We start from the raw sequence: 22463 nt of genomic DNA, 5'->3' as shown, positions 1-22463 counted from the left end.
AAAGTTGACACCTGCGACAAAATGTTCGATGGGTCGCCACTATGGAACGCGAACAAGGTATAAAAACTCTAGCTGCAAATGGATGGCTCTCCCGCGTTGACGCTGGTTTTCGTGAAGAGTTACTGAGGCATGCGGGATGGACGTCTTTCTAGAATGGCGACCAGATCACGCTTGCCGGAGACACGGACGGGGACCTGATCGGGCTGGCGGAGGGGTTCGTGGCGTTTCATGTTGCTTTCGGGCAGCCATCCTCACCTATTTTGCACCTTGCGCCTGCTGTGTTTTGGCTCGGATACCGGCCGGTCGTGGCGGATGAGGCGCGGATCGCGACGGCCACGGCACGGTCTCAGGTCTGGTGCGCCACAATACCGCGTCGCCGTGTGCGTGCGATGCTGGACGCGAAGCCGCAGTGGTGGCGCCACTTCGTCACACTGTCGCTGGAGTATGGTGATACTGCAGCCATGAGCGGGGCCGATTTATTGATCTCAAACGCTGAAGCGCGGTTGATTGCAGTTCTGCTGCGATTTGCCGGGCTGCGCGGTCCGACGACCAACAACACGGTACTCGTTCCGGTGACACAGCAAGAACTGGCGAGTGCGACGAACCTGTCCCGCAATTGGACCGGCCGTATCCTCAGAAAACTCGCGGGCACGGATGGATCGAAACCAGATACAACGGATTACTCATTCGTGATTCAATTAAACTGCGCCGTTTTTTAGCGGAAATTGACATGTAGCTGCGTGAAGCTGGAAGCCAAAACACTGTTTAATGTGTGCCGCCTTTGGGCTCAACGCGGTCATCCGACCGTTTTTGTCGGATGACGGCTAAGCGCCGCTAAGCAGTCTTTCGTCAGCAGACAGAAGAACTTTCTGCATTTAGTGATCGCTCGGCACGATAGCAGTCGCTGGCGATAATGGTCCGCTCTGGCCGTGGTTCGAACATAACTACCGCCCAACTATTCCGTAAAAGGCACAAATATTCGCAACTCAAACCGAATTATAGTATATAAAATAGATAGTTATTGCTCGGTGCATTCGCTTTCTGAGAACAGAGGAGTTCACTATGCCAACACCGCTCTTCAAGCCTGGTCATTCCGGTAATCCGGGTGGGCGACCAAAGCTGGACCCCGAGACAAGAAAGTTGATCCAGTCGAACGGCGAGGTCGCTGTGAAACGCATGAACGACCTTTTGTTGATGGACGAGCTTTTCAATCGCATAGATGAGAACGGCGAATTTGTATCAGGAAAACTTTCGGGCAAAGAACAAATTGCCTTGCTGGCCCTAGCTCAGGACCGTGCATTTGGACGCGCTGATGGCGTTAGCATCACGCACACCCACAGCGGAACTGTAGGTATGAGCGTCAATCCAACAAAGCGGCTCAAAGACATCAGCGACCGCCTTCCAGAGAGATTGGCTCAACAGAAGGTGATTGAGTCAAAACTGGATGACGACGAATAGTCTCCAACCATCACGTAGCTGCTGCCAGGTTTAGAGGTTTGGGTTTGTGCCTACAGGCCATGCGCCCGCGCAAGTAAGCCCCCTCGATTTGACGACCCTGTATTGTATTTGATATCGAAGGCGCCCTTTCCCAAAAATCAGGAGGACCACGCATGTGGTTAGCATTCTCGACGCCCGAGGGTTCGGGCTTTTTCTCAGCCGTCGCCAAGGATGAGGACGGCAACACCAGCGGGCCACACATGGGGTCGCGCGTTTGCCTGCGGTTCCGCCGCGCTCAGGACGCAGACCTACTGCGACCGTACGGCATGGACGGCCACGTTATCGAAACGCCGGGCGGCGACTATCGCTTCCGGACGTTCATCCCACGCAACCACCTCGCAACGACGATGCACAATCTCGCCGACACCATGAACTACCCGAACTTCAAGGACAGCATACCCTCAAGCGACACAGCCCTCGTGGACGCCTGCCACGATGTGTGGGGCATCATGGGCGACCTGCAACCCGGCGGGCCATACGGGATGGGGTGAATGAGGATATTATCTGCCGCAATGGGACCGGTTCAGTGACGCGAATGTTAAAAAATAAATAAAATCAGTTATTAACTCAGGATTCAAAATCCCCCGGTAGCAATACCGTGAGAGTTCGAGTCTCTCCTTGGGCACCACATCCTTGATAATCAAAGGGTTTCCTCGCCGGATGTAACGGTAATGGAGCCATATTTCTATGGATGCACGGGCACCCAAAGGGCTGTTTAAACGAGGCAAGGGGTACGCACTAAGAGTTGCGGTTCCGGCTGAATATCAAGCGATCATCGGTAAAAAGGAGATTGTCAGGGGATTAGGAACCCAAGACCTAAGTGAAGCATTGGTCAAACGGAAAGAGGTTCTCACTCAGATTGTTTCCGAATTGTCTGAGGGCAACCGGAGAGCCTCTCTCAGCGCGTTCTTTGCAGTCGTACCAATGCTGTCTTGCGTCCTACTGGCGCGTCCTTGATCATTGGGGTCTAGTCGATCCTGATGTTCGCAATCCCTTTTCGTCTCTCTTGCGGCGTGTCGCAGGTCAGAAGTAGAAAGCTGACCCACGAGAGAAGAAGCTGAGGCCAGTGACCCGGGAAGAGGCTGAAAGCCTTTTTTCCTACATCGCTGACAACGATGGTCTCAATTATCAGTTTGAAATGTTCGTTACCGTAAGGTTGCTCTGGGTTACTCGATGCCAACTGAATGAAATCTGTGGGCGCTACCCTGGCCTCGCGTTTACGCTGATCGGAGGGGGGGTGGCTCTGGCCTTTATGTTCGGCCCGATACAACTCACCGACTCCGTCAGGCTTGGCACCACTACATTCCTGGCGGCTTGTCTGACGGCCATAGTCGGCACACAACTTTTGACCTTCGGAGCCCTAGCGCGAATGATTGCGGCCAAAAACGGGTTAGTGCCTGTTGGCGGTGCAAGCAGGGTGCTGCGCAACTGGGCGACAACAGATAATATTGCGTTACTTGCTTTCTGGCTTCTGTTGTTGGGGCTGTTTTTGTTCCTCATAGCGTTTGCGCAATTGGCGCGGATAGGGTTTGGTGACTTGCACACCCCGTTGACAACCAAGCTAACGGCGGCAGGTTTCAGTCTCATCGCAATTTCCATTCAATCCGCATTTGCTGCGTTTCTTTTTGGAATCATTGAAATTCCAGTACGACAGGAAAAAGAAGAAAGTGCCTTGCAGCTGTAACGCTATGCTGCGCTACCAGAAGAACACCCGTCGATCGAGTTCAGCCACACCGCAACGGGGAAAGTTCCACAAATCCCCTCAGATATGAAGCTTTTAGCTTTGCGTCCGGTGCTGGGGCTTGACAAGTACCGTCTCAGAATCAAACGTTTAATACGTTGGGAGATTTTGACACATTCGGCGCTTGCACCTGTTGCGACAGGCGCGCGCTTGCCTTAACCGGCGAAGTCCCTGGAGGGGGGCTGTAAGGCGGTCTCCCATCCAGCATAAGAATTGGGAGTTCTCAAATATGAAAAAAAGCAGCAAGCTCAGCCTCGGCGCGGTGGTAACCGCAGCCCTTATGGCTCCGGCAGCGTATGCGGAAGAATTCATCACCATCGGCACAGGCGGCGTGACCGGTGTGTATTATCCGACCGGTGGTGCAATCTGCCGTCTCGTAAACAAGGGCCGGAAAGAGCACGGCGTTCGGTGTTCGGTCGAGTCGACCGGTGGGTCCGTCTACAACATCAACACGATCCGCGAAGGTGAGCTGGAATTCGGCGTTGCGCAGTCTGACTGGCAGTATCACGCGTATAACGGTACCTCGAAATTCGAGGAAAACGGCCCGTTTGAAAGTCTGCGCGCCGTCTTCTCGGTTCACCCCGAGCCGTTCACCGTTGTGGCACGTGCCGATTCCGGCATCACCAATTTCGAAGACCTGAAGGGTAAGCGCGTCAACATCGGCAACCCCGGTTCAGGTCAGCGCGGCACCATGGAAGTGCTGATGGGTGAACTGGGTTGGACCACCGGCGATTTCGAACTGGCGACCGAGTTGAAAGCGGCTGAGCAGTCGGCGGCTTTGTGCGACAACCAGATCGATGCGATGGTTTACACCGTTGGTCACCCCTCGGGCTCGATCCAGGAGGCCACCACCGCGTGCGACTCGGTTCTGGTGAATGTCAGCGGTGAAGCCGTGGACAAACTGGTCAGCGACAACTCGTTCTACCGTACCGCAACCATTCCCGGTGGTATGTATCGTGGCTCTGACGGTGACACAGCAACCTTTGGTGTTGGTGCAACCTTCGTGACCTCGGCAGACGTGTCGGAAGACGCGGTTTATGCGGTTGTAAGCTCGGTCTTCGAGAATTTTGAAGACTTCAAAAAGCTGCACCCGGCATTCGCCAACCTCAAGCCCGAAGAGATGATCGCGGACGGCCTGTCAGCCCCGCTGCATCCGGGTGCCGAGAAGTACTACAAAGAAAAAGGCTGGATTCAGTAAACCAGACCTAAAGCAGGGTGCCCACGGGCGCCCTGCAGCAAGCCCGTAAAATAACGGGTGTTTCAGAAGGCCGGAATAGGCCGCGACGGGGAGACATCTCATGAGTTCCGACACACAATCCAATCGTCCGCTATCCGAGGAAGAACTGCAGGAGCTTGTAGCCTCGTCCGATGCAGGTGGGCGCAACCCGGTTGGCAATGTTGGGGTCTTCTTGGCTGTTGTGGCCGCGATCTGGTCGATCTTTCAGGTGGTTCTGGCCTCGCCACTGGCGAATTATGTTTTGCCTGGAAGCGTCGTGAACAACGCGCGGCAATTTCATTTGGCCTTTGCTATATTTCTGGCCTTTGCCGCCTATCCGGCACTGAAGTCGAGCCCGCGTGATTACATACCGATCCAAGACTGGATCATGGGGATTCTTGGCGCTTTTGTCGCGCTTTACGGGTATTTCTTCTACCAGAAAATCGTCGATGCCGGCGGGTTGGCGGATGACGTCGACAAATGGGTTGCGCTGGCTGGCCTGTTGCTGTTGTTCGAGGCAGCGCGCCGCGCGCTTGGGCCTGCAATGGCGATCATCGCGACGATTTTCCTGGCCTATGTGTTTTTTGGCTCATCAGAGTGGGTGCCGGAAGTTATCCGTTGGAAAGGTGCCAGCCTGAAAAAGGCCATGAGCCACATGTGGATTACGTCCGAAGGCGTGTTCGGCATCGCCTTGGGTGTTTCTACGAAATTCGTATTCCTGTTCGTGCTGTTCGGCGCATTGCTCGATAAAGCCGGGGCAGGGAACTATTTCATAAAAATGGCCTTTGGCGCCTTGGGTCACCTGCGTGGCGGTCCGGCCAAAGCTGCTGTTGTGGGTTCGGCTGCAACCGGTCTGATCTCGGGCTCGTCCATCGCCAACGTTGTGACCACGGGCACGTTCACTATCCCGCTGATGAAGCGCGTCGGGTTTAGCAGCGAACAGGCCGGGTCGGTTGAGGTCGCGTCATCCGTAAACGGTCAGATCATGCCGCCGGTCATGGGGGCTGCGGCGTTTCTGATGGTTGAATATGTCGGCATTTCGTATGTCGAAGTGATCACGCACGCCTTCCTGCCCGCTGCGATCTCATACATCGCTTTGGTCTACATCGTGCATCTGGAGGCGGTGAAGCGGAACATGCCGACGCTTGGTGACCGCGATGTGCATCTGGCACGCACGGTGGTTGGTATGCTGTCCTTCTTCCTTGTGTTTGCCGGTCTCTGTTATGGCTCGCAATTCCCGGTCGAAGCCGTCACAAGCTGGGCGCCATCTTCTGCTGGTATGATCCTGAGCCTCGTTGTCTGTGCCGTCTATGTGGGTTTGCTGTATCTGGCAGCCCAAGTGCCGGATCTTGAGCCCGATGATCCAAACGCCCAGGAGGTGCAACTGCCGGTCATCGCTGACATCTACAAGGCCGGTCTGCACTATCTTCTGCCGATCATTGTTCTGGTCTATTTCCTGATGATTGAACAGAAATCGCCGGGTCTGTCGGCGTTTTGGGCCACGGCCTTGCTGTTTGTAATCCTGCTGACCCAAAAACCGCTCAAGGCGTTGTTTCGCGGTCAGCACACACTGAGCGCCAGCTTTGTCGATGGTGTTGTCGACCTCTGGCAGGGCTTGATTGATGGTGCGCGCAACATGATCGGGATCGCGTTGGCAACCGCAACGGCGGGTGTGATCGTTGGCACCGTTACGTTGACCGGGGTAGGTCAAGTGATGGCCGATCTGGTTGAATTCCTCTCGGGCGGCAACCTGATCCTGATGCTGGTCATGGTCGGTATCCTAAGCCTCATCCTGGGTATGGGTCTGCCGACCACGGCGAACTACATCGTGGTCAGTTCGCTGATGGCTGGCGTGGTCGTTGAATTGGGTGCGCAGAGCGGGCTAATCGTACCGCTGATCGCGGTTCACTTGTTCGTGTTCTATTTCGGTATCATGGCGGACGTGACGCCCCCGGTCGGGTTGGCAAGTTTCGCAGCGGCGGCGGTCTCGGGCGGTGATGCGATCAGAACCGGTTTCACGGCCTTCTTCTATAGCTTGCGGACCGTAGCCCTGCCATTTGTGTTCATCTTCAACACTGATCTTCTGTTGATTGATGTGACCTGGGTTGAGGGGATAATTGTTGCCATATTCGCAACAATAGCAATTCTTGTCTTCACTGCGGGAACAATGGGCTACTTCCTGACCCATAGCCGTATCTATGAAAGCATCGCACTGATCTTCGTGGCCTTTGCATTGTTCCGACCGGACTACTTCATGGATCGCATTTCCCCACCATATGCGTCGGTTGAACCATCGGCCTTTGTTGAAACGATCGGGCAAACACCTCCGGGCACTGAAGTTCGGCTTGTTGTCAGCGGTCCCGACTTTGATACGCTCGCGATGACGGACACCACCGTCATAGTTGCTGTCGGCAACGAAGAGGGGGGCGAGGCGCGGGTCGACGCAATGGGTCTGCTGCTGCTTGAAGAGGACGGTTTGATCAAACTGGAAGAGCCGATGTTTGGGTCGCCAGTTGCTGACGAGCTGGGCAACTTCGACTATTACGGGGATGAGGCTGTGCGTTTGACCTCGGTCAGCTTGCCGTCCAGCCAACCACCCAAACAGTTGATCTACATTCCAGCGATGATCTTACTGGGTTTGATCGCCTTCCTTCAACGCGGCCGCGCCGCCAGACAAGAAGAGGTGCCCGCATGACGCAATCCGTTCTCTGTGCAGTCGATATCAGCAATGGCGATGTGGACGTAAATGTACTGAAGACCGCAGCACGCTTGGCTGATCAAGATGGCGCCCAACTGGATGTGGTGACGGTCTTGCCGGATTTCGGAGAAAGCTGGGTGTCCGGGTTTTTCCAGCCGGATTTCCACGAAAAAGCTCTGGAAGATGCGCATAAACATCTCGTCGATTTATGCACTACGGTTCTGGGTGCCGCGCGAAACGACAAAGTTCGCCACGTAGTCGCCACTGGCACTGCGTATCGCGAGATCCTGAAGACGGCGGAAAGCGCGAGCAGCGATCTGATCGTGATCGGTGCGCATAAACCGGACCTCAAGGATTATCTGCTTGGTCCGAATGCCTCGCGCGTTGTTCGGCACTCCAACGCGTCGGTTTACGTGGTGCGCTAAGGTCAGACCGCTACAATCAAAACGGTGACAACGTCGGCCGCTAATAGCCTGTCATCTCAAGATAACCTCGTCCGGTGTGGCTGCCTTTGACGGTTACCGGACCCTCCCAGTATTCAAATTGCGTGGCCATCCACGCGTCGGGCGTCATCGCAGAGACCTCAACGTCCAAGCCACGGTCGGGGAGGGTGACGTGCCATTCGGTCGGCACGTCGCGCCCGGCCACGCGCGTTGTGTTCAGCGGCGTGAATGACGCAGACCCGTTAGGCAGTGGGGTCGTTGTGCCGTCGGGGCTTATCCATGTGGCGGCGGTGAAATCACCGCGCCCGCCGCGCAGACGAAACGCCATCAGCTTGTCGCCATCGTCAAAGCTCAATGAAAACCAGTCCCAACCAGTTTGATCGTCGGCCAAGGGTTGCGACGACCATTCTCGATCCAGCCAGCCGTGACCAGTGACCGCCACATCGCCGTCAGGCAGGTTTAAAGCGCCTTCGACCTCGAAGAACGGTTGGGAATAGTAATAGCTGGCTTGCCCATCGGCGGATTTGACCGAGTATCCGGCGTCCCCGTGAAACACCAGCGGACCTTGCGCTGTGAGGTCCAGATCATAGGCAAACTCGGCACCGCTGGCCGAAAGGGAGACTGTATTCAGGTCCGGCCCCCGCATGTACCATTCGTCGATCCATGCCTCGAACGGCGCGGCCGTCACCCCGGCCTGACCGATCCCACCGCGTGAAAGACGTTCAGCAAAGTAGTGTGTTTCCGGTGTGGTTACGGCCGCATGACCCATCCAGAGTTGCGGGCTTTGCCAGCCGTCGGCTTCGGAAGGTTTCAGGGCGGACCGGAAGAGGGTCCATTGAATGCCATAGTCGCGCCCGTCCTCACCGGAAAGATTGGCGGTTAGGTACCACCACTCAATCCTATAGGTTGGATGCGGACCGTGATCCCGCGGGAATTCGAACTGATAGTCGCGCTTGGGAACGTCGAACCCATCGGCGGACCCGCCTAAGCCAGCATAGCCCTGCGCCCAGGATGTGCTGGGTAGCAACAGGAGCAAAACAACAAGCCAAACTCTAGCGTTCATTGGCAAAGACCCTCAAAAGATCAGCAGGCGGCAAGCGCAAGACCCGCAGGGCGGGCAGGGCAGCAGCAACTGCAGCGGCCAGTAAGGTCAGCACGAACAGGTAGGCCCAATCCACCGGGAACAGAAACATCGGTAACCGCCAGCCAAAGGCCTGCACGTTGATCACCGCCAGCAGTGCCCAAGCCAGGACCAGTCCAAGCGGTAGGGCCAAAACGGCCGTCAACGCCGCCAACAATACACTGCGCAAAAGCTCCAGCCGCGCCAGTTGCGCCCGCGTCAGCCCCAGCGCCCAGACAGGAGCGATCTGCGGAAGGCGCTGAGTCCACAACGTCAGCAGGCTGGTCAAAATGGCGAACCCGGCCACGCCAAGTGTCAGCACGTTCAGCGCGGACGTCACCACAAAGGTATTGTCAAAGATGGCAAGCGACTGCGCCTTGACGGCGGCTTGTTGAACAACGGCCTGTCGAGACAGGTCAAACCTTTCACGCAGCGCTTCTGCCAATTCGGTGGCGCGTTCAGGTGACCCGCGTATGCCGAACTGGCGCGTCTCTGCCCCCGGTGCAATTCGATCAAGTTGCGGCATGGACACGATTGCCTGACCTGTTGGGTTCCCATAATCCGAATAGACGCCTGCAATTGTCAAAGTATGTTCTGCGTTCAGGGTCAGCATATCACCTGGCCAAAGATCCGCGCGACGGGCCAATTGCTCGTTGATCATCACGGCCTGATCCGCCAGAACCCGATCCCAGGCACTATCTGATGAGGCGATGAGGGGCCAGTGGTCACGATAAGTTTCGTGATCGACCACGCCATACAAGAAAAGCGGCCCGGTTTCGTGTGTTAACTCCACATTGCGGATCGGCAGGATTGCGTCCACCTGAGGGCCAAGCCACTGCGCAATCTCTTGACCCTGCTGATCGTCCCGGGCAGTTACATACAGTTCTGACGTCAGACGTTGATCCAGCCAGCCGACGAAAGTAAGTCGAAAGCTTGATACCATAGTTCCAACGCCGATATTCGCGGCCAGCGCCAGCAACAAAGCCATCAACGCCAGTGATAACCCGGGCAGTTGCGCCTGCATGTCAGCCCAAACCCATTGTGCCACAGGCCCACGGGCGCGGCGTTGAAAAACGGAAAGCACTAGGGTCAAAAAGTACGGCAACACCAGTGCCGCACCTGTCAGAATACCACCCACCATTGCAAATCCAGCAACCAGCCCTTCAACCGTGTAGCCGATGGCAAAGCCTCCGGTGATCAGAGCCGTCCCAATAAGGAAGCTGAAGCGTTGGCCCGACCTGGAACTCCGCCACGACTGCACTCCGGCCCCGGTGAGTATCGGCATCCGTGACAGGCGGAACAAGGCATGTCCGCTGGCCAGAAACGTGCCCCCCAAGGCCATCCCTAGCCCCGCCAGAGCCCATTCCGGTTGCAGCGATATTTGCCCATCCACCGGCGCGCCGTACAACCGGCGCAAAGTTGCGGCGACGTCAGGCAAAAGCGCTCCGGCTAAAAAGAACCCAAGGACTAACCCCAACGCACCACCGATTAAGGCCAGTAAGGTCAGTTCTGCCGTGATCATCCAAACCAGCCGCCGCATCGAGACACCCAGCGCCCGCAGGGTGCGGATCATCGCGCGCCGCTGTGCGAAGGCCAAACCAACCGTGCCGTTGACGATGAACAGCCCCACGGCAAAAGACAGAAGGCCAAAGGCCGTGAGGTTCAAATGAAAGCTGTCGGTAAGGCGCTGTGTATCCAGTTGGGCCGAGGCTTCGACCCTTTGAAGGTCTGGCGCGATTTCGGACAGCGCAGGCACGCCGCGCGGCTGATCCGGCAAAATAACAAGCCGCGAGATCTGTCGGGGCTTGTTCAGCAGGGTCTCGGCCACGCCGATATCTGTCAAGATCAAGTCGGGCGGAACCGCGTCCGACACAACGATGGGCGGTAATTCAGTCTGCGATTTCAGGTGCTCAGCCAATTCCGGTGTAGCCAACAAGCGTCCGGGTGCAGTCAACATATCGGATGGGTCTGGGGGCGCGTCGCTTTGCTCAGTCTGCGTCATGGCGGGAAGCGCAGGATAGGTCACCATGTCGACCCCCATCACCTGAACCGTGCGCCCGGCAATCCGTACCGGGCCTTCCAAAACCGCAGAAACCTGCCATCCAGCCCGGCGAAGCGCAACATACCGGTCAACCGCAATTGTTCCGGACGGATCGCGCAAGGTGTCATAAAGGCCAAGGGCAAGCTGATCGCTTGCCCGCTGGTAACTGGCACGAGCTTCCGCATTGATGGCCTGAACAGCCGACCACAGCCCGGTCGCCAGTGCGATGCCAATCAACAACGTCGCCAATTGCAGCCGATGCCGCCGCCAATGCGATAGCAGAGCCTGTACTATGGCAAAGGTCATACGATATGTCCGCCAGCCAAATGTGCCTGCCTATCCAGACGCGCCGCGATGTCTTGTGAATGGGTGACCAGCAGCAAAGCAGCCCCCGTTTCCGCAACAAGCGAGAGCATCAGGTCCAGTACATTCGCACTGGCTGTTTCATCCAGATTGCCGGTTGGTTCATCCGCCAACAGCAGTTTCGGTCGCACGGCCATCGCGCGCCCGATGGCGACGCGTTGCTGCTGTCCACCAGACAAGTTTTCCGGAAAGCGGGTCAACAAATCGGCCAAGCCGAGCCTTTCGGCCAGTTGTGCGCTCCAACCTGTGTCTTCGCGGTTTGCCAGCCGTGCGTGGAATGACAGGTTCTGGCCAACGGTCAGTGACGGGATCAGGTTGAACTGCTGAAAGACCAAAGACACGCTTTGCCGTCGCAAGGCAGCGCGTCCACGATCATCCAACGGCGACAGGGCAGTTCCGTCCAATGTGATCTCGCCACCGTCAAAGCTGTCTAAGGCGGCAGCAAGGTTCAGAAGCGTGCTTTTACCACTGCCGCTTTCGCCGGTCAGCGCAAGCGTCTGCCCATGGTCCAGGGTCAACGAGACATCCCGAAGAACCGGACGCCCGCCGGGATAGGATTTCTGGACCTTTTCGATATTCAGCAGCATTCAAAACCCCTTGCACGGTGCAAGCCACAATGTGCAGCGCCGCAGCGCAGAGTCCAGCACCAAGGCGTTCACGTTTCGCTTTGTCACAGCCTTGTTCTTTTGCGGACAAATCGCCATTGTGACCGCACTTTTTGGGAACCGGGGTACAGCTTGATGACATTAACGCAGCAGATTTTATGGGGGAGTATTTATCTCGGGATCTGCTTTCTGATCGAGATTGCCCTTTTGACGTGGTGCACCCAAGTGGTCCGTCAAATGTCCATTCGATTAGAGAACAGCAAGCGGTTCCTTACCATCGCTGGGCCGATCAGTATGGCCTTGGGCTTCATCGTAGCGATCCATACGTTTCAGGTCTGGCTCTGGGCCATTGTATGGGTTCTCAGAGACGTTCTGCCGGATTGGAATACAGCCCTATATTTCTCGTTGGTGACGTTCACGACGCTGGGCTACGGTGACGTCGTGCTGGGCGAAGATCTTCGTATTTTTGGGGCATTCGCATCGGTCACCGGGCTTTTGGCCTTCGGGCTGTCTACTGCGTTCATGGTTGCGCTGTTTACCCAGGTGTTCAAGGAAGAGTTGATCTCTTAAAGGATCGGCGCAAACAGCCGCGCCAGTGGCGAGCCGAACCGGATGTATGCGGGTTGCTCGGGCAGGTTGCGCGTCAGTTCATAACTGTTCTCAAAATCTGCGCGCAGCATTTTGTCTACGGCATCAGTCGCACGCTTATCGAAAAACAATGCCATGGCTTCGAAATTCAACCGGAATGAGCGGTTGTCCAAATTGGTTGTGCCCACTGCAGCCAAGGTATCATCGACGACGAAAACCTTTTGATGCAAAAAGCCATCTGTGTATCGAAACACCCGCGCTCCGCATTCGCGGATTTCGTCGAAATAGGCATAGGCGGCCAGCCAGGGCAGGCGATGGTCAATTACATCTGGGACCAGAATGCGCACGTCGACACCCCGCAGTGCGGCATGTTGCAAGGCTGTCATGACGTCGATATCGGGCACGAAATAAGGCGACGCGATCCAAATTCGGTTTTTGGCCGCAGTGATGGCCGAGAAAAACATCATCGCGCCGGTTTCCGTCTCGTCCCCGGGGCCTGTTGCAACCAATAGGGCATTCATGTCCTGTTCGGATTCATCTCCAGCCCAATCCAGCAGGTCGATCAGATCCTCTTCGTGGGCCCAGTGCCAGTCTTCGACAAAAATCAACTGCAATTGCCGGACGATATGGCCGGTCATTTTCAGGTGTGTATCGCGCCAATGACCGAAATGGCTGTTCTGACCCAGATATTCGACGCCGACGTTGTGACCTCCGATAAACCCAATTTCGCCATCTATGATCACGGTTTTGCGGTGATTGCGGTAATTGAGTTGAAACCGATGCTGCGGGCCACGCCGGTCGCGCGGGTTGGCTACCTCGACCCCGGCTGCGCGCAAAGCGTCCAGATAGGCCGTCGGCAAGCCATAGCTGCCCACCGCATCGGTCATGAATCGAACAGAAACCTTGCGTTTTGCCGCCGCGATCAGCTTGGACTGAAGCTTTTTGCCAAGCGCATCGTCGCGGACAATATAGAACTGGATCAGGATATAGCTTTTTGCGGCGTCGATGGCATCGAAGATGGCGTCAAACGTGGCCTGTCCGTCGATCAACAGCTCAGCCCCGTTGCCACGGGATACGGGCAAATGCGCCAGCGCCTCGAACGGGCGGGGGTTGATGGACATCGACGAAAGATCAGGCTGTGAGAAATCCGCGAAGCTCTTGATACCTTCGACAACTCGTTCGCTTTGCTTACGTGCGATCCGATATCCCCGGAATCTGTGATGCCCGAGAAACAGGTAAAGAGGAACGGCAAAGAACGGCGCCGAGATCAGGAACACCACCCAGCCAACCGCACCCTGAGGCGTGCGCGCTGTCTGAGCCGCCCGGATCGCAAAGACCGCAGCCGTCAGGTACAGGAAGAAGACGGCTGCGGAAACAAGCAATGTCCACATGGGGTTATCAGTCTCTGAGTGTCTTAATCGCCCCCAGTGTAGATGCGATCCCAGTCTTGCGCCATATCAACTATGACCCAGCCCATTTCAGGGCCTTTGTCCAACCCGTCGACCAATTTTCCGATCGGGCTTTCGCGGTCATAGGCCCATTCACGCTGGGCGTCTGTGTGATGAACCAAAATGCCCAGGCGCGGCCCAGAGCCCGCGGTTGTCCATTCAAGCATTGCAAAATCGCCATCGGAATTTCCGCCAGCCAGTATTGGTCGTCGCCCGATTGTACGCTCGATATTGATCGGCTTACCTTCCTTGTCGTCGATAAACGCAATGCCTGGGGCCTTGATGATTGCCGGCTCACCATCAACCGTTTCATATGTGGTGTCCGTATAAGTGCCGAGTATCTGTTCTGGGGGTATGCCATAGGCTTCCTCGGCGAATACCCTCATGAAATGCAGCCCGCCACCTGAGACGATATAGGTGCGAAACCCTTCGTCTCTGAGATAGCGCAGCAACTCGACCATTGGCTGGTACGTCATCTGGTCATAGGGCAGGCCTGTATCGGGATGCCGCGCGGTGTCGAGCCAGTTCGCGACCGAGTCCTGAAACTGCTCGACACTGACACCGGCGTGAGAGGCGTTGACAACCTCGATCAGCGCGTCATGACCGCCGTCGACGATGGCCTGCAGATCCCCCTCAGCCGCCGCTTCCAATGTCGGGTTGGACAGGATTGAAGGGTCAGCCTGTGCCAGCTCGGCCAATCGGTCCATCGCGAAGGTCAGTTGAAAATAGACCGGCTGTTCTGCCCATAGCGTCCCATCATTGTCGAACACAGAGATACGGTCTGCCGGTGTCACGTAATCGGGACTGTCAGGATCAGTGACGGCATTCACGAACTCGATAATGCGGGTCTTCGTGTCCGATTCTGTCCAGCTAGGCAACGGGTCGGCCAATACAGAGAACGGAGCCATGAAAACAGCAGTGGCGAGAAGGGCGGCTTTCATGAGGAAATCCTTTTTCAATCTAGAAAGGGCCGCCTTTTGACGGGCGGCCCTTTGTTCTCAAAAGTTGTTAGTTGCTGGTTGGTGAGGTCAGTTTTTCCATCACCTTGTCGAGGCTGAAGCTCGCCGCTTCCTGCCGCGGCGGATACTCCGCAAAGGTGGCAAGGAACTGTGCGACGTACTGCTGTGCGGGCACCAGCATGAAGGCACGGTCGATCATCCAGTCGTAATAAGTGTTCGACGTGCGGTATCCCCGTTCATAAGGATCACGCCGCAGATGCGTGATCAGCGGCACGCGCAGCGGTGTCAACGGCTCCATCCAGGCGCGGAAGGTTGACCATTCTTTTTGCTCAAGGAAGGTGATCTTCCAGTTGCGATACCGCAGCGCCGCGAGGTCCCCGTCATCGGTAAAGTAGAAGATCTCGTCGCGCCCGCTTTCGTCGGTCTCACCGGTCAGCATCGGCAGGATGTTGTAGCCGTCGAGATGCACGCGGTATTCGCGGCCCGCCATCTCATCAACCGTGACGCCTTCTAGCAGATCTTCCTTGATCGTCTCGTTGCCAGCGGCAGCGAGGAAGGTCGGCATCCAGTCCATGTGGTGAACGATCTCGTTCGAAATCTGACCCGCTTCGATCTGTCCGGGCCAGCGGACCATCGCCGGCACGCGCCACGCGCCTTCCCACTGGGTGTTCTTCTCGCCCCAGAAAGGCGTCATGCCAGCATCGGGCCAGGTGTTCATGTGGACACCGTTGTCTGTCGAATAAAACACGATGGTGTTGTCGGCGATGCCAAGCTCGTCCAGCACGTCGAGGAAATCACCGATGTGCATGTCATGCTCGATCATGCCGGCGGTGTACTCATCCGCATTCTCACCGTTGTAGAGCTCGTTCGCGGTCTCGCGCATCTCCTCCTTGACGTGGGTACGGAAGTGCATCCGCGTACCTGACCACCAGACAAACCACGGCGTGCCCGCTTCGGTGTGCTCGCGGATGAAGGCGATCGCGGCCTCGGAGGTTTCATCATCGACAACCTCCTGCCGTTCGATGGTCAGCGCCCCGGTGTCTTCGATGTTCTGTGTGATTTCCGTTTCGGAGTAGCTGGCCGAGGACCGGATCACGCCACGCGGCCCGAAGCGCTCAAGAAAGGTTGTGCCGTCCGGCAGCACCAGATCACGAGGATAGTCCTCGTTCTCGGGCTCTTCCTCGGCGTTGAGGTGATAGAGGTTGCCAAAGAACTCATCAAAGCCGTGGTTTGTGGGCAAATGCTCGTCCCGGTCGCCAAGGTGGTTTTTACCGAACTGTCCGGTTGCATAACCTTCGGCCTTGAGAAGGCCCGCGATGGTCGGATCCTCGACCTGCATACCTTCTTCCGCACCGGGCAGACCCACCTTGGAAAGACCCGTGCGGAACACCGACTGACCCATGATGAAGGACGACCGCCCCGCGGTGCAGGATTGCTCACCGTAATAGTCGGTAAACATCATGCCCTCGGCGGCGATCCGGTCGATGTTGGGCGTGCGGTAGCCCATCATGCCAAAGGTGTAAGCTGAGATATTGGACTGACCGATATCGTCACCCCAGATAACCAGGATGTTGGGCTTTTGATCTTGCGCCCAAGCGGGGATTGCCAACGTAACGGCGATTGTAGCCACAGCAAAGCGACGCAGGTTCGTGCGCCAATTGTCTGCAAACGGACGTGGTGGTGACATGATGTGCTCCCGTTCTGGAATGGGCTTGATGAGCCCGGAACATTGATTTGTTTGATGGCTGGCCAAATCAGCCCAAAAGCTTCTTAAAAATCGAAATCTGCACGGCGATGTTTCAGCTTGCCGGGAATCGAACACCGATAGCTTAGGATAACAGCAGGATTGAAAACCAATCATATGATGATATTGAAGTATACTAATGTTAGACAAAGGGTATAATCAAAAGCTTTTTCAAGAGGGTCGTTGGTTCAGCCGACGCTCTGAACGTTTTCAGCGGGACTTGCTGGAATGCGGGATCCCAAAGACCTTCGACGCTTGGGAGACGCTTTACCATTACGGTGATCCTGCAAACGGTATATTCGCTGTTCTCAACGGCGGCGTTCAGATCACCGCCCCGGCTGATGACGGGCAGGAGTTTGTGTTGCACCGCGAAGGGGCGGGGTTCTGGATCGGTGACTTGGCCTTGTTCGCCGATGCCCCACGCCTTGTCACTATCGTAACAACACAGGAAACAGACACCCTGTTTTTTCCCAACTCGCGGGTGGCAAAAATTGTCAAAGCCAATCCGCACTATGTCCGCGAATTCTATGCGCTTACTCAAGAAAACATGCAGACAGCGCTGCGAATAATGGCAAATCTGGCCGTCACCGGCAGTGAAAAAAGGCTTGTGTTGCGGCTGCTTCATCTTGATGAAGGAAGCAGCAAGCAAGGCGATTGGATTGTGGTGAGCCAGGAAGAGCTGGCCGGAATGATTGCCGTGTCACAACCCACATTGCATCGCAGTTTGCACCGCCTTGCGGATTTGGGTCTGATCGAACTTGGCTATGGTCGGGTGCGTCTGAAAGACAAGCAAGCGCTGATTGCCAATTGCCAGACCTGATCGGCAGCGAGTCAGAGGTGGACACGCTTGCGGGTGGTGCCGTCCAACCATCAAATGCGTTCGGCAAGAAATTTTAGATCGTTCCGCAGCTCAGAGCGTATCTCCCCGTGATTGGGCGCATCACGCAAGGTTTCGAACCAGTGCCGCGGCGGCTGTTTGCCGGCCACGCGGTTCCATGTCAGTTCACGCAGCACAGCCTGAGCACTGGGGTTCAGGACGTCTGGAATTTCGATCCTGTTCAGTGTCGCCCACACGCCCGTCCATAGCCGCGCGACCGACCAGGGGTTATACCCGCCGCCGCCCAAGACAAGCAGACGGGGTGCTACATCACGTATTTGGGTGACAGCATGCCAATGGGCGTTGTTCGATAACGTCAGGCGCGACAGCGGGTCTTCTGCCACGGCATCAGCACCGCATTGCAGAACGATGGCCTGAGGGGCGAACGATGTCGTGGCAGGCAGGATCAACTGGTCGAGTATCGCATAGAACTCATCGTCATTCAGATTGCGTGCGACTGGCAGATTGAAGGCAGCCCCGCCTGCATCATTGTCCAGGGTTCCGCTAAACGGCCAACGATACGCCTCATGAACTGAAATCATCCGAACCTTTGTTGACCCGTGAAAGGCGGCCTCGACCCCGTCACAATGATGGGCGTCGATATCGATGTAGACAATGCGGTCGAGCCCGGCATTCAGCAGGGTCAGGATCGCCAACACCGGGTCATTCAGATAGCAAAACCCATTTGCCCGGTTTGCAAGGCCATGATGTGTACCGCCTGCGGGGTTGTACACGATGCCTTTGTCGCGGATCAGTTCCGCACCCAGCATCGATCCGCCTGCAGCGGTCGCGGGGCGCCGGTACATTTCGGGAAAAACAGGATTCGACAGAGTGCCCAGCGCGTATTTCTGCCGCGTTTCGTCCGACACTGCCTGATCTCTCTCGGCCTGTTGCAACGCGGTGATATAGTCTGGCGTGTGAAATGCCATAAGCGCAGAGGGCTTTGCGCAAGGACTGACACGATAGTTCGAAGGTGTAAGCCATCCCTGCGCCCTGCACAGGTCAATAACGGTCGACACGCGTGGGATCGCCAAGGGGTGTTTCGATCCATAGGTCGACTTGCGGTAAATCTCTGATCCGATGAACAGGGGCGCGCGCATTATCTAGCCAGCAGAGTCGGGGCGGGTTTCATCGCCCAGCCTTCCATCCAGAGACATCATGATTGCAAGCGGGCGGAGCGCTGGAATGTGGCTGAACACGATCAGGATACAAACGGTCAGCGGCACGCTCAGGAATGCTCCGATCAGCCCCCAGATCGTGGTCCAGAACATAAGCGCCAAGATGACCAGGAAGGTCGACATGTTCAGCGAACGACCCAACAGGGCAGGGTCCAGAAAATTACCGATCACAAATTGAATAGTGCCACAGCCGAGTACGATCACCAGAAACGGCACGATACTTTCGAACTGAACCAGCGCGATCAGAGACGGAAAAACCACCGCGATGATCGAGCCAATGGAAGGAATGAAGTTCAACGCAAACGTCAGAACCGCCCAGGTTTCGGCAAACTCGAGGCCCAGCAGCCTGAAGACCGAATAGCTGATGCCAGCCGTGATCAGGCTGATCAGGGTTTTTACCCCGACATATCGTTGCAGGCTGAGCGTGATTGCATCCAGGATAGCGGCAAAATCGGCTCCGGTCTTCGGGTCGCCCGCGGCCAGCCTTAGTTTTTTACGAAAGGCCAGTCGCTCGGCCATTAGGAAGGCGACATAAAGGCTGATGAGGAAGAACTGATTCAACAGTGACGTCGCACTGCCTATCAAGATGCGCGCGATGAAGGACATATCGATATTCACAAGGTTGTCGCGGATGAATGCAGTCACGTCATTGCCGACAAAGCCGGTCACGCGGCTGACGGTCTCGTCGAACTGGCTTTCGTAAGTGCTGATGGTCCGGGCGAACTGTGTCGCCTGGCTGCCCAGAATATACATGATGACGAACAGCCCGGCCAAAACAACTGTGACGCCCGCGACATTGGCCAGCCAGACCGGCATAGGGGTCAATGCATTGATCCGGTCGCTGAGCGCAATGATCAGAACATTCACCAACAGCGCCATGGTCAACGGGATCAAAAACGCGGCGCCAGCGTATAGCCCCAGCACGACGAGCGTCGCCACAATCGTCACGTCCCGCACGACGGAGAGTTTGAGCGTGGTCGGCGCTGAGGTACTGTCTTCGTCCGGTGTCATAGCTTGGCCCGATTTAGGAAAAACGCGCATATGAAAGGGTGATCCTGCACGGCAACGACAGATTAGGCAATGCGACTAAAGATTTGTATTCGAATAATTATGTAACATATAGGATTGCCGGTTCTTTGAGTGCGGCTGACACGCTAGGCTTTGAATATGAGCGCGCGTGTGATTCCCTATGTTAGCCGCCCGGTTCAGGCGCTTTGGTTGGCCTTTGCCCGTTTCGATGCCAAAAGCGGCTTTGTCATGAGCAGCCATGTCGCCATGTCGATGATGTTGGCGCTGTTTCCCTTTGCTTTGTTTACCGTGGCGTTGGCCGGGTCTTTGTCGCAAGACTATATCACGAACGACCTGATCGAGCTGATTTTTGGTGCGTGGCCCAGTGATGTGGCCGAGCCAATCGTGGCCGAACTGCGCGCGGTTCTGGATCAATCCGGCTCGGGTGTGATCACGTTGGGTGGTTTGCTGGCGGTATTCTTTGCCTCTAACGGTGTGGTCGCTGTCCGTATGGCAATGAACCAAGCTTATCACGACAATGACAGTTGGCCCTTTTGGAAAACGCGTTTGCTCTGTCTGGGCTTGGTGGTTGCTGGTGGCATCACCATCATGATCGTCGCTGCGGTCGAGGTTGTTCTACCTGTATACACTCAGCTTGTTTCCGAGAAGACGGATGTAGACGTGTCGGAATGGCTGTCCGTGGATCGTCTGGGCTGGACCTTCACCGTGGGTGTACCAATCGGTGTGGTGCTTGTTGCACATTTGATCCTGCCGACTGGTCGTCACAAACTGCGTCAAATCCTGCCGGGAGTTGTATTGACGCTGGCGCTGTGGGCTGCAGGTGGATGGGGGTTTTCCGTCTATATCGCGCAGTTTGCATCATACAGCGCAACCTACGCAGGCTTGGCCGGGGCGATGGCAGCGCTGATTTTCTTGTATCTTTGCGCCGCGATTCTGATCTTGGGGGCTGAGTATAACGGCGCTTTGATGGATATGCAGAATGATCCAAAGGGGCACACCGCGTGAGGGCGGTTGCGGTTGTCCTCGTGTCACTGGCACCGGTTCTGACCGTCGCTCAAACGCCTGATTATGTCGGCTCAGACCAGTGTGTCGAGTGCCATAAGGCCGAGGCCGAGGCATGGGCCGCATCCCATCACGCCCTCGCTTGGACACAGGTCGAAGATGGCCATGTAGTTGCTGACTTTGACGGTACTGTGTTTGAGCACGACGGTATGTCGGTAGACTTCAGCATGGCGGGCGACGGGCTGCAAGCGCGTGTTACCGAAAAGGACGGTGTAACCACGCCCTACGATGTGCACTCGGTGGTTGGTATTGAGCCGTTGCAGCAATATCTGTTCGAAACCGAACCCGGCCGATTGCAGAGTTTCGATGTCGTATGGGATACCGAGAACCGACGTTGGTTTCACCTTTATCCCGATCAGGACCTTCCACCGGATGACGGGCTGCATTGGACCGGTCCCTATAAGAACTGGAACGCGCGGTGTGCAGAATGCCATGCCACGGGGTTCGAAAAAAACTATGACGTCGAGACGCGCAGCTATGGCTCGGTTCAATCCGAGATCGGGGTTGGGTGCGAGGCCTGCCACGGCCCCGGGTCTGCTCATATCGACTGGACGCAAGATCAACCCGTTTCTGCCGATCTAAGCGAGTATGGCTTCACCATGAGCTGGGGCAGGGGCCGGACCGAGGCCGAAATCCAGCAATGCGCCGGTTGCCATTCCCGGCGCGAGGCGCATGGCGATGGTAACCCGCTTCCCGGGACCTCCTACCACGACGCCTATAATCTGGCAGTGCTGCGCCCCGGTCTATATCACCCCGATGGGCAGATTTTGGATGAGGTCTATGTTTACGGCTCGTTCCTGCAATCCAAAATGTATGCGCAGGGTGTTGGTTGTATGAACTGCCATGATCCGCACAGTGCAACGCTAAAGGCCGAGGGGAATGGCGTTTGCACGCAATGCCATTCCCCCGCAGGCAATCCCGATTTTCCGACCCTGTCGGATAGGGAGTATGATACGCCGCTACACCATCACCACCCGGATGACAGCGAAGGGGCGCAGTGTAAAACCTGCCACATGATCGAGCGCGTCTATATGGGCGTTGATGGAAGGCGAGATCATAGCTTTCGTATACCGCGCCCTGATCTGGGGTTGGGTGAGGACGCCTGCACCGATTGTCACGAAGACGAAGATCAGGCTTGGGCCGCGGAACAGATCGCGGCATGGTTCCCTGACTCGGCGCGTAGAACACCACATTTCGGCACGGCGTTTCATGTGGCCTCAACTGGTCAGGCCGACGGACCGGATGCGTTGCTGGAAATTGCGACTAACGCTGAGGCGGCAGGGATCGTGCGCGCGACGGCTGCTTATCTATTGCAGCCCTTTGCATCGGCTGAGGTCGCAGCGCAAACCGCGCCCCTGCTGCTAGACCCTGACCCCTTGGTGCGCGCCAATGCTGCGCCGCTACAACGTCAGGCAGAATTGCGGGATCAAGTCCAACGGCTTGAGCCTTTGCTCTCGGACCCGACGCTGAATGTTCGAATTTCGGCGGCCAAGGAGTTTCTGAGCATTCCGGCTCAGTCCCTGGCGCCAGAACAGCAGACGCGTGTGGCGCAAAGCATGGCAGAATGGCAGGGCGCAATTGCCAATCGTCTGGATTTTCCTGAAACCCATCTGGTTCTGGGCGGAATGGCGTTAACGTTCCGCAACGCCCCGGCCGCTGAACGCGCTTTCCGCGAAGTCGTCGCCCTTGATCCGCAACGCGCTGAGGCATGGCCGATGTTGGTGCAGTTGGCACAGATCAATCGCGGTGCCGAAGCCGCGCGGGACGTGCTGAATGAAGGCTTGGAAATTCTGCCGCAAGACGCGAACCTTTTGCAGCTCAAAGCGCAGCTTACCCCATAAAACGGCATGTCGC

20 protein-coding genes are annotated in these 22463 nt (G+C 56.5%); 12 read left to right on the top strand and 8 right to left on the bottom strand.

The window, feature by feature from the left end; genetic code table 11:
• Nucleotides 1–218: 218 nt before the first annotated feature.
• The 8 genes from LCM21_RS20765 (at nucleotide 219) to LCM21_RS01505 (ending at nucleotide 7577) form a co-directional block, all read left to right on the top strand.
• Nucleotides 219–719, top strand: a complete 501-nt coding sequence (locus LCM21_RS20765; protein WP_224889014.1) for a Crp/Fnr family transcriptional regulator — start codon at nucleotides 219–221, stop codon at nucleotides 717–719.
• A gap of 343 nt (nucleotides 720–1062) precedes the next feature.
• On the top strand, nucleotides 1063–1458 hold the full coding sequence (locus LCM21_RS01530; RefSeq protein WP_224889013.1) for a hypothetical protein: 396 nt from the start codon (nucleotides 1063–1065) through the stop codon (nucleotides 1456–1458).
• A 152-nt stretch (nucleotides 1459–1610) separates the two neighbouring features.
• A complete protein-coding gene (locus tag LCM21_RS01525) occupies nucleotides 1611–1988 on the top strand; it encodes a hypothetical protein (RefSeq protein WP_224889012.1) in 378 nt (125 codons plus the stop codon).
• Nucleotides 1989–2184: 196 nt separating this feature from the next.
• Nucleotides 2185–2454: a DUF6538 domain-containing protein gene (locus LCM21_RS20805; protein WP_404818109.1), complete on the top strand. Its 270-nt coding sequence runs from the start codon at nucleotides 2185–2187 to the stop codon at nucleotides 2452–2454.
• A 109-nt stretch (nucleotides 2455–2563) separates the two neighbouring features.
• Entirely contained in the window at nucleotides 2564–3181 is a 618-nt protein-coding gene (locus tag LCM21_RS01520; RefSeq protein WP_224889011.1) for a hypothetical protein, read from the top strand.
• Between the two features lie 286 nt (nucleotides 3182–3467).
• On the top strand, nucleotides 3468–4436 hold the full coding sequence (locus LCM21_RS01515; protein ID WP_224889010.1) for a TAXI family TRAP transporter solute-binding subunit: 969 nt from the start codon (nucleotides 3468–3470) through the stop codon (nucleotides 4434–4436).
• Nucleotides 4437–4536: 100 nt separating this feature from the next.
• Complete coding sequence (locus LCM21_RS01510) at nucleotides 4537–7149, top strand: TRAP transporter permease (RefSeq protein ID WP_224889009.1); 2613 nt, start codon at nucleotides 4537–4539, stop codon at nucleotides 7147–7149.
• A complete protein-coding gene (locus LCM21_RS01505) occupies nucleotides 7146–7577 on the top strand; it encodes a universal stress protein (RefSeq protein WP_224889008.1) in 432 nt (143 codons plus the stop codon). The genes LCM21_RS01510 and LCM21_RS01505 overlap by 4 nt, the downstream gene beginning before the upstream one ends.
• A gap of 40 nt (nucleotides 7578–7617) precedes the next feature.
• Here the strand turns inward: LCM21_RS01505 and LCM21_RS01500 are convergent, their stop codons facing one another.
• The 3 genes from LCM21_RS01500 to LCM21_RS01490 are packed head-to-tail and all read right to left on the bottom strand — an operon-like array spanning nucleotide 7618 to nucleotide 11706.
• Entirely contained in the window at nucleotides 7618–8658 is a 1041-nt protein-coding gene (locus tag LCM21_RS01500) for a lipocalin-like domain-containing protein (protein WP_224889007.1), read from the bottom strand.
• Nucleotides 8648–11062 (bottom strand): ABC transporter permease, encoded by a 2415-nt coding sequence (locus LCM21_RS01495; RefSeq protein WP_224889006.1) that lies wholly within the window; start codon nucleotides 11060–11062, stop codon nucleotides 8648–8650. The genes LCM21_RS01500 and LCM21_RS01495 overlap by 11 nt, the downstream gene beginning before the upstream one ends.
• A complete protein-coding gene (locus tag LCM21_RS01490; protein WP_224889005.1) occupies nucleotides 11059–11706 on the bottom strand; it encodes an ABC transporter ATP-binding protein in 648 nt (215 codons plus the stop codon). The genes LCM21_RS01495 and LCM21_RS01490 overlap by 4 nt, the downstream gene beginning before the upstream one ends.
• Nucleotides 11707–11859: 153 nt before the next feature.
• On the opposite strand from LCM21_RS01490, the gene LCM21_RS01485 reads away from it, so the two are divergent.
• Nucleotides 11860–12294 (top strand): ion channel, encoded by a 435-nt coding sequence (locus tag LCM21_RS01485; protein WP_068331370.1) that lies wholly within the window; start codon nucleotides 11860–11862, stop codon nucleotides 12292–12294.
• Here LCM21_RS01485 and cls read toward each other — a convergent pair.
• From cls to LCM21_RS01470, 3 genes are all read right to left on the bottom strand, one after another.
• Nucleotides 12291–13703, bottom strand: coding sequence for a cardiolipin synthase (cls, locus tag LCM21_RS01480; RefSeq protein ID WP_224889004.1), 1413 nt, complete (start codon nucleotides 13701–13703; stop codon nucleotides 12291–12293). The genes LCM21_RS01485 and cls overlap by 4 nt on opposite strands.
• A gap of 23 nt (nucleotides 13704–13726) precedes the next feature.
• Nucleotides 13727–14701 (bottom strand): HAD family hydrolase, encoded by a 975-nt coding sequence (locus tag LCM21_RS01475; protein WP_224889003.1) that lies wholly within the window; start codon nucleotides 14699–14701, stop codon nucleotides 13727–13729.
• Between the two features lie 67 nt (nucleotides 14702–14768).
• A complete protein-coding gene (locus tag LCM21_RS01470; RefSeq protein ID WP_224889002.1) occupies nucleotides 14769–16406 on the bottom strand; it encodes an arylsulfatase in 1638 nt (545 codons plus the stop codon).
• Between the two features lie 196 nt (nucleotides 16407–16602).
• On the opposite strand from LCM21_RS01470, the gene LCM21_RS01465 reads away from it, so the two are divergent.
• Nucleotides 16603–17283, top strand: coding sequence for a Crp/Fnr family transcriptional regulator (locus LCM21_RS01465; RefSeq protein ID WP_224889001.1), 681 nt, complete (start codon nucleotides 16603–16605; stop codon nucleotides 17281–17283).
• 50 nt (nucleotides 17284–17333) lie between these two features.
• Here the strand turns inward: LCM21_RS01465 and LCM21_RS01460 are convergent, their stop codons facing one another.
• The gene (locus LCM21_RS01460) at nucleotides 17334–18440 is read right to left on the bottom strand and encodes an acetoin utilization protein AcuC (protein ID WP_224889000.1); all 1107 of its coding nucleotides are present in this window, start codon (nucleotides 18438–18440) and stop codon (nucleotides 17334–17336) included.
• 3 nt (nucleotides 18441–18443) lie between these two features.
• Nucleotides 18444–19529, bottom strand: a complete 1086-nt coding sequence (locus LCM21_RS01455; protein ID WP_224888999.1) for an AI-2E family transporter — start codon at nucleotides 19527–19529, stop codon at nucleotides 18444–18446.
• A 156-nt stretch (nucleotides 19530–19685) separates the two neighbouring features.
• On the opposite strand from LCM21_RS01455, the gene LCM21_RS01450 reads away from it, so the two are divergent.
• A complete protein-coding gene (locus LCM21_RS01450; RefSeq protein ID WP_224888998.1) occupies nucleotides 19686–20552 on the top strand; it encodes a YihY/virulence factor BrkB family protein in 867 nt (288 codons plus the stop codon).
• Complete coding sequence (locus tag LCM21_RS01445) at nucleotides 20549–22450, top strand: multiheme c-type cytochrome (RefSeq protein ID WP_224888997.1); 1902 nt, start codon at nucleotides 20549–20551, stop codon at nucleotides 22448–22450. The genes LCM21_RS01450 and LCM21_RS01445 overlap by 4 nt, the downstream gene beginning before the upstream one ends.
• Nucleotides 22451–22463: the final 13 nt, after the last annotated feature.

It is taken from the genome of Ruegeria profundi (assembly GCF_020171505.1).
GTDB lineage: Bacteria > Pseudomonadota > Alphaproteobacteria > Rhodobacterales > Rhodobacteraceae > Ruegeria > Ruegeria profundi.
Note: the sequence above shows the minus strand (reverse complement) of the source record. Positions and strands in the feature narration are given on the sequence as shown.